Genomic DNA, 16010 nt, shown 5'->3' on the forward strand with positions numbered 1-16010 from the left:
TAGGAACTATTACATGATGGGGCTCCGACCTCTCGGCCGATGCCCTCCAGACGACGACTGCTCGCGGGCTGTGGTCTGACGCTCGCGAGCCTGTTCACCGGCCGGACCGTCCTCGCCGACCGTTCGCCCACAAGCGGCGTCGAGTGGCCGATGTCCCGCTACGACGCGGCCGGAACGGGGTACAACCCCGACGCGTCCGGCCCGAGCGACGACGTCCGCCTCGCGTGGAACAGCCCCCTCGATAGCGTCAGCGGGTTCGAAGTCAATTCGCCCGTCCTCGTCGACGACACCCTCTACACCGTCGGTGACGAATTCGCCGCGTTCGACGTCGAGAGCGGAGACCGCCGCTTTTCCCACGAGACGGCCCACGGCGCGGGTCTCGCGCGCGCCCCGTCGACCATCTACCGGACCGATACGGTGGCGGTGACCGCGGAAGACGGGCTCACCGGCCTGAACGCCGGCGGCGGCGTAGAGCTATTCGGACGGCGATTCGGCGACGAACGCTGGCACGAACCGGCGACGGAATCGGCCACTGACCTCCTCGACCCAACCGAGGTGCCGCCGCCCGTGGCAGCCGACGGGACGGTGTACGCCGTCGTCCCGGGTGCGAACGAGCTCGTCGCGCTCGAGTCGGACAACGGTCGCGAACGATGGCGACTGGACTTCGACCGAGAGGACGACAGCGGCGTTCCCCACCGACCGGCCGTCCGGGACGGGACCGTCTTCGTCACCGGCTGGCCCAACGAGGTGGCGGCGTACGACGCCGCCACCGGACGCAGACGCTGGCGGAGGGTGGTCGACGAGGCCGACGTCAATCGTCCGCCGACAGCCACGCAGGACGGGGTCGTCGTTCCGACCAGAGGCGGAGTCCGGGTGCTCGAGGCCGACGACGGGAACCGCCGCTGGAAGCGCGACCTCGGTGGCAACGCGACCGAAGGGGCTGCTGCGGTCGCCGACGGAACGGTCTTCGTCGCCGACAACGGCTCCGACGGGGAGTTGCACGCGCTCGATCTCGAGACCGGCGAAACCGAGTGGTCGATCCCCTACGGGTACGAGGCCACGCCGGTCGTCGCCGACGGCGTCGTCTACGTGACGAGCGGCGGCTACGAACTGGTCGGGTTCGACGCCGAAAGCGGTGAGAAACGATTCGCGTACGGAGCGACGTGGGCGATGTCGCTGCCGGCGGTCGGTGACGGCGTCCTCTACGTCGTCGACGGCGACCGCGTGCTCGCCATCGCGGAGGAAACATGACCGACGAGGAGGCCGAGCCGGCATCGACGGCGGCGGTAGCCGACGACCGTTCGCCCACGGCCGCGGCCGACGACTCGAGTTCGGGACGGGGCGAACCGGCGAACTCAACGGCGGAGTCGGACCTCGAGAGCGGCGACGAGCGAGCGGCGGCCGGCGGTGACGACGACCCGTCGGGGTTCGCGCTGGCGGCGAGGCGCGTCCGGCGGGAGCCGACGCTCCTGCTCCCGTTTGCCGTCGCGGGCGTCCTGCTCACCGTCGTCGACTGGCTCCGACGCGACGATCCGCTCCCAGTACTGGTCACGAACGGCGGCGACGCGGCGACGATTCGCATCGAGTTCGCCGGCTATCCGACCGGCGTCCCCGCGACGGCGCGTTCGCTCGAGGCGCTGATCGACCTGCGGCTGCCGTACCTGGCCTGGGGGATCGGTCTCGAGATCGCTGCGCTTCTCGTCGTCGCGACTGCCGGGTGTCTGACCATCGCGTGGAGCCGTGCGGACGAACGCAGCGGGGACGACCGGGACGAGCGGGACGACTGGTACCAGTCGCTCACGGGGCGGCGGCTGCTCTCGTACCTCGGCCTCGTCGCGCTGTTCGACGCGATCGGCCGACTGCTCGGCTGGATCGGCGACGGCGGCCTCCTCCTCGGCGTCGTCATCGCCGTTCCCCTGTTCGCCGCGTTCGTCCGGTGGTTCCTCGCGCCCGCGTTCGTCGTCGACGGCGCGGGACCGGTGACCGCGCTCCGTCGAAGCACGCGAGCGACCCGGGGCATCGGCTGGCAGGTGCTCGTGCTCGTCGTCCTCTTCGGACTCACGGCGGGGCTCCTCGGGGGGCTTCCCGTCGGCGGAACCCTCCTGAGTACCGCCCTCGTCGGCTCGGTTCACGCCGTCACGATCGCGACGATCCGGGCGGAGCAGCGTCGACCGGACGCCACGTCCTGACCGATCTCGAGGGTGTCCCTGCGGCGAGTCCGCTCCTGTCGGCCGACCGGCTCAGTCGGCGGCCTCGTCCTCGAGCGCGTCCCGATCGAGCTTTCCCATGTCCGTCACGGGCACCTGCTCGAGGACGATGGCCGCGATCACCGCTTCACCTTTGGTCTCGTGGTCGCGGCCGGCGACAGCGGCGGTGGCGACGTCGAGATGCGTCTTCAGCACGCCCTCGACCTCGACGAGGGCGATAGAGCAGTAGTGTGTCCCCGCGACCGTCCCCCCCACTCGCTCAGATGCGTCGCGAACCGGTCGATCGCGTCACCGAGTCGCCCGTACGTGAGCGCGGTGCCGTAGTAGTTGATCGCGACCTGGTCCGGACGCTCCGCGGCGTGATGGGCGACGTAGTCGTGTAACGGTCGCCGTCCGAGCGGGAACGCAGGTTCGGTCGGCACGCCGTCCGGGAACTCGTCGGGTGACGCGGTAACTATACCCACGTCGACACGGCGGATCGGTAAATCCGCCGTGTCGGTCCGGCGTCGACGGCCGAGATCGGCGGGGATCGTCGTCGTACTCGCGGTACGATGCCCGCCCGTGCCAGAGCGACACTCAAGGGACTCCGTGACGTACGATCGATCGGAACAGGACAGACTAATTAAGGTCCAACACAGTCTCGCTTTCATGAACGATCGCTACGACGTAGTTATCGCGGGTGCCGGTCCCGCCGGCGCACAGTGTGCCCGCGATCTCGCCGCCAGAGGGTACGACGTCGTCGTCCTCGAGACCGAGGCCGAGGACGAATTCCCCCGCCAGAGTAACAAGTCCACTGCGGGGACCTTCCACTCGATGATGGGTGCCTTCGGCATCCCCGACGACGTGGTGATGCAGTACACCGACAGCGTCGTTCTCGAGTCCCCGATGGAGCACTACGTCCGCGACCAGCCCGGTGCGGTCCTGGAGTTCGCCGACTTCAAACGGTACCTCGTTCGGGACGGACGGGACGACGGGGCCGAGTACCGGTTCGACGCTCGCGTCACCGGCCCGATCATGGAGGGCGGCGAAATCGCCGGCGTCAGATACAACGGCGACGAGGAGGTCTACGGCGAGATCGTCGTCGACGCGACGGGGCCGAGCGCCCCCCTCGCGAAGAAACTCGACGTCGTCGACCTTCGGCGCGAGAACCACGCGATCGGCATCGAGTACGAGTTCGAGGGGATCGACATCGATCGCCCCGGCTTCGCTGACCTGCGCGACGCGATGATGCTACGGCTGGACCACGAAATCGCCCCCGGCGGCTACTCCTGGATCTTTCACACCGGCGGGGACACCGCCAAGGTCGGCCTCTGTTACATCCAGAACGCCAGCCACCAGCAGTACGGCCGCACGGAGTTCACCATCGACGACTACCTGTCCCACTGGCTCGAGACCGACCCGCGGTTCCAGAACGCCGAACGACTCGCGGGCAAGCAACACCGCGGCTCGGCCCACATTCAGTCGCCCGGAAAGCTCCACACCGATCGGTTCATGGCGGTCGGCGACACCGTCCCGACGCTCGACCCCCTCTGGGGCGAAGGAATCAACAAGTGCATGCAGTCCGGTCGCATGGCCGCCGTCACCGCCGACAGCGTCCTCAAACACGATTCTATCGAACCCACCGCGGAGAACCTCGCGGTCTACGATACCCTCTGGCACCGCGACGTCGCGCCCAACGCGAAGACGCGGCTACTGATGACGCAGCTCCTCTATCTCGCGCCGAACGAGCGCTACGACAAACTCATGCGGGATCTCCAGCGCCTCGACGACGACACACTGGCCGAGGCGAACAAGGGGAACGTCCGCGCGATCGCGAAGCTACTCGAGTTCGGGGACGCGCCGCTGCTCGCACGCCTCGCGAGCCAGCACATCGATCTGGATCTCGGGTCCCTGCTGTAGCCCGTCGCCTCGTGGCGGCGACGTCGCGGGTCAGGCGAGAAACTGCGCCTCGAACGACCGGACGCTCTCGTCGGTGCCGGCGAGGACGACCTCGTCGCCCGTCTCGAAGACGAACGAGGACGGATCGAACGCCGTGATCGTCGTGCCGTCTCTGACCGCGGCGAGAACGGTGCAGCCGGTTCGGTCCCGCACTGCGGCGTCGACGACCGTTCGTCCTGCCAGCCGCCCGGCGGGAAGCTTCACGACGTCGATCTGCTGGTCGACGGCCAGCACCTCCTCGTCCTCGAAGACGGTCGACGCGAGCATCCGCCCGCTGACCGTCGCCAGCGACTGCACGTAGTCGGCGCCCGCCCGGTACAGTTTCCGAACGTCGTCGGGGTCGTTCGCTCGGACGACGACCTCGACCGACGGATTCAGATCCTGCGCGACCAGCGTCGTGAAGATCGCCGTGGTATCGTCGTCGAGCGTGACGATGATCGCGGCCGCGTCGTCGATGCCCGTCTCACGGAGCGTCTCCGGCTCGCGTGCGTCGCCCACCACGTCGACGCCCGCTTTATCGGCGCTGTCGAGGACTGTCACCTGCGAGTTCGTCTCCGCGAGCGCCTCACCCGCCGCGACACCCGCTTCACCGTAGCCGGCGATCACCACGTGCTGGGCCGAGAACGGCTGGACCGTCGACATCGCTTCGGTCCGTAACGCGTCGATTCGGTCCGGTTCGCCCGCGACGAGCAGCCGCGTCTCCGTATCGAACTCGCGGTCCGACGGAATCGGGCTCTCGAAGGTCCCGTCGGTCCAGACGCCGATGCCGTCCACCCCGAACTGCTCACGGAGTTCGACCTCGCCGGCGGTCCGCCCGTCGAGGTCGCTCCCCTCGGCGATCGAGAGCTCGACGAGTTCCAGATCGTTTCCGATCTCGACGCCATCGTCGACCGTGGTCGTCACTGCCGTCGGCACGCGGTGAGCGAGACTCTCGCCGAGCAACTGGCGTGGCGACAGCACCTCGTCCGCGCCGGCGATCCGATGATACTCGCCGAGGCGCTGATCCTCGACCAGCGTCACGATCTGCACGGTCGGATTCGCCTCCCGAGCCGAGAGGACGATGCTCGCGTTCGTATCGTCGGCCGAATCGGCCACGACCGCCGTCGCCCGGTCGATGCCGGCGTTCTCGAGGACGGCCATCGACTCCGGATCGCCGTGGACGACCCGGTACTCGTCCTCGTGGAGCGCCGTCGCCGTCTCCTCGTCCGGTTCGACGACGACGTACTCCCGTCCGCGGGACTCGAGTTCCTCGATGAACGCCTCACCGCGAGGGGTGTACTCGCAGATGACGACGTGATCCTCGAGATCGGTAGTCGCCGACGGCGGCGTGACCGCCAGCGTGTTTCGGAGCCACGGCACCGCGAAGATGTCGACCGCGGTGAGGATCAGGCCGATTCCCAGGAGTTGCAGCCCGATCGTCAACAGGTACATCTGCGGCGTCGCCCACCCTGCATCCTCGCCGTAGCCGGTCGTCGTGAACGACTGAAAGACGATTCCGAGCGATCGAAAGAGCGGCTGCGGGTCGTTTTCCCACGTTGCCATTCCATAATTGTACAGCAACGTGGAGCCGACGGTCGTCGCGGCCACCAGAACGAGATAGTGACGGGTGCGGTCGGAGCTCCACAGAGACATACGCTACGTAACCGACGGATGGCTGTTGATGGTATCGGTCGATCCGACCGATCTCGAACCACCCGGCCGGGCTGGCGTCCGCCGTCCCCGTCATACGGAGGTGTCGTCGCGATACCACGGTCGAGGTGCCCGCTTTCGCCGTCGATTTAACCGCACGGTTCGATACGTCAGTAGATGGCGCTGCTGGAGAACCTCACGCTGGTGTTCGTCGCCGGGCTGATCACGGCGCTGGCGACCGGGCTCGGCGCGCTCCCGTTTTTCTTCTTCGAGGGGATCAGCGATCGGCGAAACGTCGTTCTCTGGGGGCTTTCCTCCGGGATCATGCTCTCGGCGTCGACGTTCGGACTCATCGATGAGGGGCTGGCCGAGGGGACGCCCCTCGAGATCGCGATCGGGATCGTGGCCGGCGTCGCGCTCGTCGTCGTCGCCCACGACGTGCTGATGGACGCCGACATCGATCCGAAGCAGTACGAAGAAGCCGACTTCAAGAAGCTCGTCCTCATTCTCGGCATCCTGACCGTCCACAGCTTCCCGGAAGGCGTCGCTATCGGCGTCTCCTTCGCCGATCTCGGGCTCGAGGGCGGCACCGCGTTCCTCGGCTTCACGATCCCGGTGCTGGCGATCTTCATGACGATCGCGATCTCGATCCACAACGTGCCCGAGGGGACCGCGATCTCGATCCCGCTGACTTCGATGGGCGTCGCGAACTGGAAGTTGGTCTGGTGGGCCGTCTTCTCGAGCCTGCCGCAGCCGATCGGGGCCGTCCTCGCGTTCGGGTTCGTCCGCTACGCGCGTGAGTTCCTCCCCTACGGCTTCGGCTTCGCCGCCGGCGCGATGATCTACCTCGTGCTCACGGAGTTCGTCCCCGAGGCGCTCGACATCGGAACGCGACTCCCGCGGGGCGGCAAGCCGGAACTCGTCGCCGGTATCCTCGTCGGCGTCCTCGTCATGGCCCCGCTCGCGTTCATCTGACGGCCGCGGTCGTCGGCCGGCTCGACCAGTCGAGATCCGCCGTTTCGGCAGGAACTTTACGCGGCTGGCCGTATGGGTCGGACGATGTTCGATACGATCCTGATCCCGACCGACGGGAGCGACCACGCCGACGACGCCGCCGAGACCGCCCTCGAGCTGGCGACGATCCACGAGGCGGCGATCCACGTCGCCTGCGTCGCGGACACCGGGCCGCTGAGCGAGCTCCACCTGCCGGGTGACGCCGCCAGCGCCGAAGACGCGATGCGCGGCCGAGCCCAAGAGTACGTCGACGCAGTCGTCGATCGGGCCGACGCGGCCGGGCTCGACGTCACCGGGACGGTCCTCGAAGGGCCGCCCGAGAGCGAACTCATCGAGTACGCCGACGAGATCGACGCCGACCTCATCGTCATGGGGACTCGCGGCCGCGGCGGCGTCCACCGGATGGCGATGGGAAGCGTCACCGACCACGTCGTCCGGTTCGGCGACGTGCCGGTCCTCGTCGCGAACTCGGGGACGGAATCGGCCTGACAGTTACCGGACCATCTCGTTGATCGCTTCGGTCCGACGACCGACCGACCAGCCGAGCAACGCGAGTCCGGCGTAGATACCGGCCACCGGCAGGGCATAGACGCCGACGACTCCCTCGAGCGGGATGCCGACGGCGTCGAGCGCGAGCAGGAGGAGCAACGAGACGAGCAAGAGCGCGAGCCCGACGTCCGCGAACCGCATGTTCGGGAACGACTGTCGATCGGGAGCGGGCCACACGCGACCGAGTCCGTAGAACACGAGCACGTACGTCAGCCAGCCGGCACCGACCGTCAGCACGGTCAGCAACACGTCGCCGGGGAGGTATCGGGGCAGGAATACGAGATGCAACAACAGCGTCACGAGCAGCGCACTGCCCAGCAACACGTACAGCAGTGGTCGTCGATCACCGGTCATCACCTGCACTGACTGTCTCCCGGTCCATTACTATTGTGTCACGTCGGTCGACAGCGGCCGGTGGCACTTGTGGACCGCCGTCGGGGTCGTTACTCGAGCACGCGGCCGTGTTCGTCGATCTCACCGTTCACGATCCGCGTCGAAGAGATCCGCTCGCCGTCGTCGGCGTAGACGTAGGGCGCGACGATCCCGGACAGCGGTTCGAAGCCGCGCTCGCGACGCCGGTCGTTGATCGCCTCGAGTTCGGGGGCCGTCTCGGGGGAGACCACGAGCGCGTCGATCGACGGCTCGTCCGTCGCGATGTCGTGTTCGGTCTCGAGAGTGCGGATTTCGACGTGGCGATCCCACTCGTCGAGCGCGCGGATAGCGGCCGTCACGGTCCGCGTTCGCTCCTCGAGCGAGGGGATCGGACGGGGTTCGTGGCGCGTCTCCACGGCCAGCTCGTCGCTGGTCAGCGCGACGACGACGCCGTCCTCGCCGAACCGTAGCGCGTGTTCGAACAGGGTCCGGTGGCCGTCGTGGAGCGGGCCGAACGTGCCGGCGACTGCGACTCGCATACCCCACTCGAGGACGACGACCGCCATAACTGTGGTGCGCAACGCTGCCGGCTCGATCGAGCGGTTCGAGCCGCGAGCGCCGCGCGACTCAGGAACCGTCCTCGAGCAGGTCGGCCGTCGTCGCCACCGTCGCGAACTCGCCCGCGAGGTGGGCCAGTGCGGTCCGGTGGACCGTCTCCGCGTCGAAGCGCTCGCCGTCGAAGGTTCGCTCGAAGGTCGCGGTCGCGTCGCCGGCTACGATCGGGTCGAAGCCGAGGTTCTCGGCCATTCGTGTGCTCGTCGAGACGCAGTGATCCGTCGTGAGACCCGCGACGACGAGCGTTTCGAGCCCTCGCCCGCGGAGCCACTCCTCGAGATCGGTGCCGATGAACGCACTGTTGACCGACTTCACCATCGTCGGCTCGCTCTCGAGCGGCGCGGTCTCCCGTTTGAACGCGAACCCGGGTTCGTCCCCCCGGAGCGGCGAGTCGGGGTCCGTCGAATCGTGGCGAACGTGGACGACGGGCCGCTCTCGCTCGCGCCAGCGCTCGAGCAGTCGCGCCGCGTTCGCTTCGGCGTCGGGGTTGTTTCGGTCGCCCCACGAGGGATCGTCGAATCCCCGCTGAAAGTCGATCAGGACGAGTGTGGCGTCCGCGAGCCGAGCGCCGTCCGGGCTCGCGGCGTCGGGATCGCTATCGGCGGCCGTCATGGCAATCGAGCGGCGGGTTTCGGATGCGTCCGCGTGATCGTGATCGGGCACGTCGATGGCGCCTGACGGTCGTCCTCCGAGAACATGTACTGGGGCCACTCGCGGTCGCCCTCGACGCCCCAGTCGCCGAGGTCGGCGTGCGGGCAGACGCCGTCGTACTCCTCGAGTCGATCCTGAATGACGTCGCGGGCGTGCTGGCCGGCCGCGGTGTCGGCCGTTACGTCGAGGTCCTCGAACAGCGCGCGCGGCTGGAACGTGATCTCGAGGCCGACGGGGCAGTAGCGGCTCTTGCGCGTCTCGTAGAACGGTGCCCGGCAGGTCGGGAACATCGGTTCGCCGCCGAGACAGAACTCCCAGCGGGGATCGTCGGGGTCCGTCGGAATCTCCTCGGGCCACGGTTCGGGGTCGTGGAGGTGCAGCGTCTGCAGAATGTGCCAGAGCGCGTCGTGATAGTCCGCCTCCGAAAGCGGCGTCTCGGGTGGCTTGAAGAAGGTGACGAGCGACGCTCGCTCCGAGTGGTCTCGATAGGTGTCGAGGTACTCGAGAACCCGATCCCGCAGCCCCAGGAGCGCGTCGGCGTCGCTCATCGAGGGTACCGCGGTGTAGATCGGGTCGCCGCGCTGTACCGATTCGACGCCGAAAAAACAGGGGAACGGCGTCCCGTTTCGTTCGCCGAGCAACCCCTCGCGAAACGAGTGCCAGTGGTCGGCGACCCACTCGGGCGTGTCCCCGTCCCGAACGCGCTGGTCGAGCGTTTCCTGATCCATCAGCGACTGGATGCCCGGTTCGTTCATAGAGAATTCTTTGCGCTCGCAAAAATGTAGTTTGCGTTCCGGTCGACGCTGTGGGCGGCAGGCGGGTCAGACCGGTTCGATGTCGTCCCCGCTCGTCACGGTCCCGCCCTCGAGGATACGCGCCCGAAGCCCGCCGCGATGGACCAGCGCCTCCCGGACGCCCTGTTTCTCGAGGTGACGCTCGAGGTACGAACACGGCTCACAGAGCTCGATCCCCTCGCAGACGACCTCACCGATCCGGAACCGGCCGTCGACGAGGTGGTTCAGTGCGATCCCGTCGGTCGTCAGGTTCCGGCGGTGAACGCCGGGCTCGAGTTCGATATCGTAGTCGCGCTCGACTGACGTCAGCGTCTCGCTCTCGATGAGCGTGATATCGCTCCCGTCCCGATCGGTGAACGTGCCGTCAGCGTTGTAGTACCGATCGCCCTCGAGCCCGCGCCCGGCGACCGCGGTGACCCGCTCGACTCGGTTCATCGGTGCCCCCTGCTCCGGCGCGACGTGGATCGTCTGAACTCGTCCCGTGGACGTCATGCGTCGGAGAACGACCGCGAGTGTGGTATATCGATCGCTTCTCGAGGAGCCACCGCCACGGGCGATTTCGCGAGGCCGTGATATCGACGCCACCTGTCCGGCGGCATCGTCGCCGAATGAGCGCCGTTCCGACCGCGGAAGCGAGCCCCCTCCGAGACCGAGACCGGAGGCGCGAGCACTCCAATACAGTCGGTCCGACCTCGACGCCGTCGGCGAGTATTGAGGAGTACCAGGACGACAAATCCGCTTCGCACTCCCCGAGAGCCGCCACGATCCGTCTGTTCGAACTATAGGTGATCGGTGTATCAGTCCCGGAAAACCAGCGTCTCATAGCCTCGAGCGCGGAACTGTTCGGAATCTCGCGAGGCATCAATTCTGGTCCCAAGCAAGGGATACTTTATAAATGAATACGATGGCGACTAAGGAACCAGCGAGAAAAGAACCCATTCCAGCCGTTCCACCAGATACTGCATACTGCGCCACGGTGGCGGACAGAGATCCGAAGAGCAGAAACAGCAGCAGTCTTCTGACCATGCGGAACCGACTCTGTTAAAAATATATGGCTGCTTGGATTTATACTCGTTCGGGCAACCAGCCACCGTCGACCTCGATATTCTCCCCGCTAATGTACTCGCTGTCGGGATCGAGGAAGAAGTACAGCGGCGCGATCAGGTCCGCGAAGTTCGCCGGCCGGTCGCGCGGGAGGTCGTCGGGGAACTCGTCGGAGTTCTCGACGACGTACGGCGAGATCGCGTTGACCGTGATCCCGTCGTCCTGGGTGTCGGCCGCGAGCATGCGCGTGAACATCAACACGCCCTTCTTCGCGACGAAATACGGGAAGTTCTTCGGGCTGACGAGGCCCTGTTCGCTCGAGGCGTAGCCGACGTTCACGATTCGACCGTACTCGGCCTCCCGCATCGCCGGGAGCGCCCGCTTCGAACAGAGGTAGGTCCCGTTGAGGTTCGTCTCGAGCACGCGGTTCCAGGTCTGGAACTCGAGGTCGTCCCAGCGGGCGGGCGCGAAGTCGCCGACGTTGTTCACGAGCACGTCGACGCTCCCGAGTTCGGCCTCGACGGCCGCGAAGAGCCCGTCGACGCTCTCGGGATCGGTGACGTCGGCCTGGACCGGTATCGCGCCGGCGGCACCGCGCTCGAGCGCCTCGTCGGCCACCTCGCGGGCGGCCTCGGCGCTCGTGTGGTAGTGGACCGCCGTTCGCGCACCGCAGTCGGCCATCGAAAGCAGGAGTTCGCGACCGACGCCTTTCGCGCTGCCCGTGACGAGTACCGTCCGATCCGAGAGCTCCGGTTCGTCCATACGTCCACTCTGGTCGACTGTGTGGAAAAAACATCTGCAACTGAAACACCGTTGTCTGTTTCGAAGACGTGGATTTACAGTATTTCGAGTCAATAGTTCCGATATGACGTTAGAAACCGTCTTACTCGCCGTGGGACCCAGTGACGCCGACCGCAGCGATCAGCTCGCCGAAGCCGTCCTCGAGGTAGCGAAACCCGCCGACGCGACCGTCGTTCTCGCGCACGTCTTCACCGACACCGAGTACGACGAGGTGCTCGACCGCCTCGAGTTCGACAGGCAGGTCGACGAGATCGATCCGGACGCGGTCGCGGGTCGCCACTCGACGATTCACGACCTGCAGGCGATCCTCGACGAGCACGGCGTCGACTACGACGTACGGGGTGGCGTCGGCGAACACGGGCCGACGATCGTCGATCTGGCGTCGAGCGCGGGTGCAGACCGGGTCGTCGTCGGCGGCCGACGGCGGTCCCCCACCGGCAAAGCCGTCTTCGGCTCGACCGCACAGGAAGTCCTGCTGTCGGCCCCCTGTCCCGTCACGTTCGTCCGACACGAGTAGTCGATCGACACCGTGCGACGAACCCGTCCGCGACCGGCACCACCCGGTTGTGCCGCTCGACGCGTCGCCGCAGCAGCGGCTCCGACGCACCGACCATCGGTCGTTTCCGCAATACTGCAGCGACGAGAATACTTAAGCGGATGGCCCCACCACTGTGACGGTATGGCAATCGACACGGTACTTCTCGCGGTCGGACCGATGGACACAGTACGCGCACCGGAACTCGCCGAAACCGTTCTCGAGATCGCCGACCCCCTCGGTGCTACGGTCGTGATCGGTCACGCCTTCACGGAAGAGGAGTACGAGGACGTCCACGACGACCTCGGCTTCGACGCCCGCGTCGAGGATATCGATCCCGACGAGGTCGCGGCCAAGCGCGCGCCAGTCCCCGACCTCGCCGACCGCTTCGAGGAGGCCGGCGTCGAGTACGAGATCAAGGGCGCGCTCGGCGAGGTCGGTTCCGAAGTCGTCGACATGGCGATCGACGTCGATGCGGACCGGATGGTCGTCGGCGGCCGGCGGCGCTCGCCCGCCGAAAAAGCCGTTCTCGGCTCCGTTTCGCAGGAGATCATTCTACAGGCACCCTGCCCGGTCACGTACTTCCGCGATCTCGACGTCATGGAGTAGCGGCTCCCCGACATCGGTCCCGTTCTCGACTCGTCGTTCTCGACCTGCCGTCTCTCGGTCGCGGCTCGCGGTGTGCGCCGTCCGCTCGTCGCCCGCGACGCCGACGGCGTCACGTCGAACCGTCGCCGTCGTCGGCCTCGAGCAGTTCGTCGGCGCGTCGCTTCCACTCCCGTTCCTGCTTGCGCTCGGGGACGTGGCGCTGGCCGTCGGCTAGCTCCAGCCGAACCCGTCGCTCGAGCGCACGCGTTTCGGCCAACAGCGTCCCCTGAAAGCTCTCGAGGACGTCGTAGGACCAGCGGTCGTCGTCGACGACGCCGTAGGGGAGCACCTCGGTTCGAACCGCGTCCGCGAGCTCGTCGTGACCGGTTTCCCTGAGCAACGCTTCGCCCCGATAGAGGTGGTCCATCCCGTGCCCCGTCGCGTGGTGGAACTCGAGCAGATAGCCCTGTGCCCGCTGGACCCACTCGAGCCCTAACTCGACTTCGTGGAGGGCCTCGCGCTCAGCGTCGGACAGCGCGCTCGCCGGGTCGCTCGAGGCGGTCGTCTCGGCCGGTGAGTCGTCGGTGGTCATGTGCCAAACTACGGTATATGGTAACATACATCTGCCGCCGGATGCCAGCCGCGCCCTCCTACTGAACCCATAACGTATCGAAATCGCAACTCGTTGCCGAGTATAATCTGGGTAGTTAAGTACGGCCGCCGTCGTTCCCTAGGATAGAATGGGCTACTATGCGGGCGTCGATCTCGGCGCGACGAACGTCCGGGCCATGGTCGCCGAGGCCGACGGGACGATGGTCGGCGTCAGTCGCCGATCCACGCCACGCGGTCCGACGGGTATCGACGTGACGGAAGGCGTACTCAGAACGCTTCGCGAGGCGTGTGGCGACGCCGGGGTCGATCCCGAGAGAATCGTCGCCGCCGGGATCGGCTCGATCGGGCCGTTCGATCTCGCGGAGGGGGCGGTGATCGATCCGGCGAACCTTCCCGATTCGATCGACCGAATTCCGCTCACGGGGCCGATCTCGAAGCTGATCGACAGCGACGACGTCTACCTCCACAACGACACCACGGCAGGTGTCATCGGCGAGCGCTTTCACGCCGCCAGCAATCCGGACGACATGGTGTACATCACCATTTCGTCGGGGATCGGTGCCGGCGTCTGCTCCGACGGCGACATCGTGTCCGGCTGGGACGGCAACGCCGGCGAGGTCGGTCACTACGTCGTCGACCCCCGTGGCAGGCTGACCTGCGGCTGCGGGCGCGAGGGTCACTGGGAGGCGTACTGTTCCGGAAACGCCATTCCCGACTACGCCCGGCTGCTCGCCGAGGACGACCCGACGATCTCGACGTCGCTCCCGCTCGACGGGACGGACTTCACCGCGAAGGACGTCTTCGACCTGGCGGGCGAGGACGAACTGGCCGATTACGTCATCGACCAGCTCGCCCACTGGAACGCGATCGGCGTGACCAACGTGATCCACGCGTTCGCGCCGATCGTCGTCTCCTTCGGCGGTGCGGTCGCCCTGCACAACGAGGAACTCGTCGTCGATCCCGTCCGCGAGCGCGTCTCGGAGATGGTGATGACGAACGTTCCCGAGATCCGCGTCACCGATCTCGGCGACGACGTCGTCCTCGAGGGTGCGCTGGCGAGCGCCCTGACCGAGGGAACCGGTGACCGACGACGGCTGCGGAGCTGACCGGTCGCGGGTCCCAGCTACGGCTACGCCGGCGGTCGTCGCGCGATGTCGGTCCGGGAGACGAGTGCGCACCTCTATGTGGCTGCATCCGACAGGATTGCGTATGGAGCGGAGAGCGTTTCTCGGAGCGAGTGGTGCTGCCGGCCTCGCCCTGTCCGTGCCGGGCGTCGCGGCGTCCCGAACGAGTGCGACGATCGCCCGACGACAGGACGCGTACGAACCGCTCGGGCAGCTTCCGATCACCGGCGCCGCGGAAGCCGTGGTCGGCGACGACGGCGATACCGCGTACGTCGCTGCGACCACCGGGTTCGCAGTCGTCGACATCAGCGATCCCGCCGAGCCGTCGCTGCTCGCCGAGGAGCGCGACATCGAGATCGATGGCGTCGCCCTGACGCAGCTCCTCGATCTGACCGTCGACGGTGATCGGCTGGTCGTCGCCGGCCCCGCCGAACCTACCCAATCGACCGGCGAGTTCCTGGGATTCCGGTGCTACGACGTGAGCGATCCCGCGGCACCCGTCCCGATCGGCGACCGCGAAACGGGGTATCACATCCACAACTGCTATCTCGAGGGCGAACTGCTGTTCGTCGCCGCGAACGCGATCCGAGAGAACCGACTCGAGATCTTCGACATCGGCGGCGACGAGTTCACGTGGGTCGGCTACTGGTCGCTGCTCGATCACGAGCCGGGCTGGCGGGACATCCACTGGCTCGCCCGCTACCTCCACGACGTCTACGTCCAGGACGGCACCGCCTATCTCCCCTTCTGGAACGCCGGGACCTACCTGATCGACGTGAGTGACCCGTCCGCACCCGAATACGTCTCGCACGTCGCGACCACGACGCTCGAGGAGCAACGCGAGATCCCCAACTACCGAGAGGCCGTCTTCGGGTTGCCGGGCAACGATCACTACGCCGCGGTCGACGAGGCCGGCGACCTCATGGCGGTCGGACGAGAGGCCTGGGCGACCGGTGGCGAAGAGCCCGACCATCCGGGCGGGATCGATCTCTACGACGTGAGCGATCCCGCCGATCCGACTCCCCAGGGCTCGATCGACGCGCCGCGGACGGCCGACGAATCCCACGGGGGCGGGACGTGGACGACCGCACACAACTTCGAACTCCGCGACGGTCGGCTCTACTCGGCGTGGTACCGAGGCGGCGTGAAGATCCACGACGTCTCCGATCCCGCGGCCCCCGAGCAGCTCACCTGGTGGCGCGACCCCGAGATGACCGGGTTCTGGACCGCACGCGTCGCCGATCCCGAGACGGCGTTCGTCGCGACCAGCACCGAGGCGATCCCCAACACGTCGCTCGAGGGGGCGCTCTACACCTTCCCGACCGAGCCCGGTGAGCAGGCCGATCCGCCATCGCTGTCCGACGCCGCCGAGACGAACGGCGATGCCGAGGCGAACGAAACCGACGACGCGAACGAGTCCGACGAGAACGACTCCAGCGGGGACGACTCGATCCCCGGCTTCACGAGCGCGGTCGGACTCGTCGGTGGCGGCGTCGCCCTCGAGTGGCTGCGCCGGCGCGGAAACGTTCAGGATTAA

General features: G+C 67.2%; 18 protein-coding genes. 9 read left to right on the forward strand and 9 right to left on the reverse strand.

Annotation, left to right across the window (positions count from 1 at the left end; translation table 11 throughout):
* The first annotated feature begins 39 nt into the window (after window positions 1-39).
* A complete protein-coding gene (locus tag BMX07_RS14295) occupies window positions 40-1251 on the forward strand; it encodes an outer membrane protein assembly factor BamB family protein (RefSeq protein ID WP_090618641.1) in 1212 nt (403 codons plus the stop codon).
* Window positions 1248-2189, forward strand: coding sequence for a hypothetical protein (locus tag BMX07_RS14300; RefSeq protein WP_090618644.1), 942 nt, complete (start codon window positions 1248-1250; stop codon window positions 2187-2189). The genes BMX07_RS14295 and BMX07_RS14300 overlap by 4 nt, the downstream gene beginning before the upstream one ends.
* 51 nt (window positions 2190-2240) lie before the next feature.
* Here the strand turns inward: BMX07_RS14300 and BMX07_RS14305 are convergent, their stop codons facing one another.
* On the reverse strand, window positions 2241-2462 hold the full coding sequence (locus tag BMX07_RS14305) for an AMP-binding enzyme (RefSeq protein ID WP_090618646.1): 222 nt from the start codon (window positions 2460-2462) through the stop codon (window positions 2241-2243).
* 393 nt (window positions 2463-2855) lie between these two features.
* Here BMX07_RS14305 and BMX07_RS14310 point away from each other — a divergent pair, with 393 nt between their 5' ends.
* Window positions 2856-4106: a digeranylgeranylglycerophospholipid reductase gene (locus tag BMX07_RS14310; protein ID WP_090618649.1), complete on the forward strand. Its 1251-nt coding sequence runs from the start codon at window positions 2856-2858 to the stop codon at window positions 4104-4106.
* A 30-nt stretch (window positions 4107-4136) separates the two neighbouring features.
* Here BMX07_RS14310 and BMX07_RS14315 read toward each other — a convergent pair whose 3' ends face one another.
* Window positions 4137-5777, reverse strand: coding sequence for a potassium channel family protein (locus BMX07_RS14315; protein WP_090618652.1), 1641 nt, complete (start codon window positions 5775-5777; stop codon window positions 4137-4139).
* A gap of 174 nt (window positions 5778-5951) precedes the next feature.
* On the opposite strand from BMX07_RS14315, the gene BMX07_RS14320 reads away from it, so the two are divergent.
* Both BMX07_RS14320 and BMX07_RS14325 read left to right on the forward strand, forming a co-directional pair.
* Window positions 5952-6749: a ZIP family metal transporter gene (locus BMX07_RS14320; protein ID WP_090618655.1), complete on the forward strand. Its 798-nt coding sequence runs from the start codon at window positions 5952-5954 to the stop codon at window positions 6747-6749.
* Between the two features lie 84 nt (window positions 6750-6833).
* Entirely contained in the window at window positions 6834-7277 is a 444-nt protein-coding gene (locus BMX07_RS14325) for a universal stress protein (RefSeq protein WP_090619895.1), read from the forward strand.
* A gap of 3 nt (window positions 7278-7280) precedes the next feature.
* Here the strand turns inward: BMX07_RS14325 and BMX07_RS14330 are convergent, their stop codons facing one another.
* The 6 genes from BMX07_RS14330 to BMX07_RS14355 form a co-directional block, all read right to left on the reverse strand.
* Window positions 7281-7691, reverse strand: coding sequence for a hypothetical protein (locus BMX07_RS14330; RefSeq protein WP_090619898.1), 411 nt, complete (start codon window positions 7689-7691; stop codon window positions 7281-7283).
* An 89-nt stretch (window positions 7692-7780) separates the two neighbouring features.
* On the reverse strand, window positions 7781-8248 hold the full coding sequence (locus BMX07_RS14335) for a phosphopantetheine adenylyltransferase (RefSeq protein ID WP_090619900.1): 468 nt from the start codon (window positions 8246-8248) through the stop codon (window positions 7781-7783).
* A gap of 88 nt (window positions 8249-8336) precedes the next feature.
* Window positions 8337-8936 carry a cysteine hydrolase family protein gene (locus tag BMX07_RS14340; protein ID WP_090618657.1) on the reverse strand — a complete coding sequence of 200 codons (600 nt, stop codon included), beginning with the start codon at window positions 8934-8936 and terminating at the stop codon, window positions 8337-8339.
* Window positions 8933-9730: a YqcI/YcgG family protein gene (locus BMX07_RS14345; protein WP_090618661.1), complete on the reverse strand. Its 798-nt coding sequence runs from the start codon at window positions 9728-9730 to the stop codon at window positions 8933-8935. Before BMX07_RS14345 ends, BMX07_RS14340 begins: the two co-directional genes overlap by 4 nt.
* 66 nt (window positions 9731-9796) lie before the next feature.
* Window positions 9797-10261, reverse strand: coding sequence for an MOSC domain-containing protein (locus BMX07_RS14350; RefSeq protein WP_090618664.1), 465 nt, complete (start codon window positions 10259-10261; stop codon window positions 9797-9799).
* Window positions 10262-10834: 573 nt separating this feature from the next.
* A complete protein-coding gene (locus tag BMX07_RS14355) occupies window positions 10835-11575 on the reverse strand; it encodes an SDR family NAD(P)-dependent oxidoreductase (RefSeq protein ID WP_090618666.1) in 741 nt (246 codons plus the stop codon).
* 103 nt (window positions 11576-11678) lie between these two features.
* On the opposite strand from BMX07_RS14355, the gene BMX07_RS14360 reads away from it, so the two are divergent.
* A complete protein-coding gene (locus BMX07_RS14360) occupies window positions 11679-12131 on the forward strand; it encodes a universal stress protein (RefSeq protein ID WP_090618669.1) in 453 nt (150 codons plus the stop codon).
* Between the two features lie 162 nt (window positions 12132-12293).
* Window positions 12294-12758, forward strand: a complete 465-nt coding sequence (locus BMX07_RS14365; RefSeq protein ID WP_090618672.1) for a universal stress protein — start codon at window positions 12294-12296, stop codon at window positions 12756-12758.
* Window positions 12759-12867: 109 nt separating this feature from the next.
* On the opposite strand, the gene BMX07_RS14370 is transcribed toward BMX07_RS14365, so the two are convergent.
* On the reverse strand, window positions 12868-13329 hold the full coding sequence (locus BMX07_RS14370; protein WP_090618675.1) for a hypothetical protein: 462 nt from the start codon (window positions 13327-13329) through the stop codon (window positions 12868-12870).
* A 148-nt stretch (window positions 13330-13477) separates the two neighbouring features.
* Between BMX07_RS14370 and BMX07_RS14375 the strand changes: the two genes are divergently transcribed.
* Window positions 13478-14455, forward strand: coding sequence for an ROK family protein (locus tag BMX07_RS14375; RefSeq protein ID WP_090618678.1), 978 nt, complete (start codon window positions 13478-13480; stop codon window positions 14453-14455).
* A gap of 103 nt (window positions 14456-14558) precedes the next feature.
* Entirely contained in the window at window positions 14559-16010 is a 1452-nt protein-coding gene (locus BMX07_RS14380) for an LVIVD repeat-containing protein (RefSeq protein WP_090618680.1), read from the forward strand.

The organism is Natrinema salaciae, from assembly GCF_900110865.1.
Classification (GTDB): Archaea; Halobacteriota; Halobacteria; order Halobacteriales; family Natrialbaceae; genus Natrinema; species Natrinema salaciae.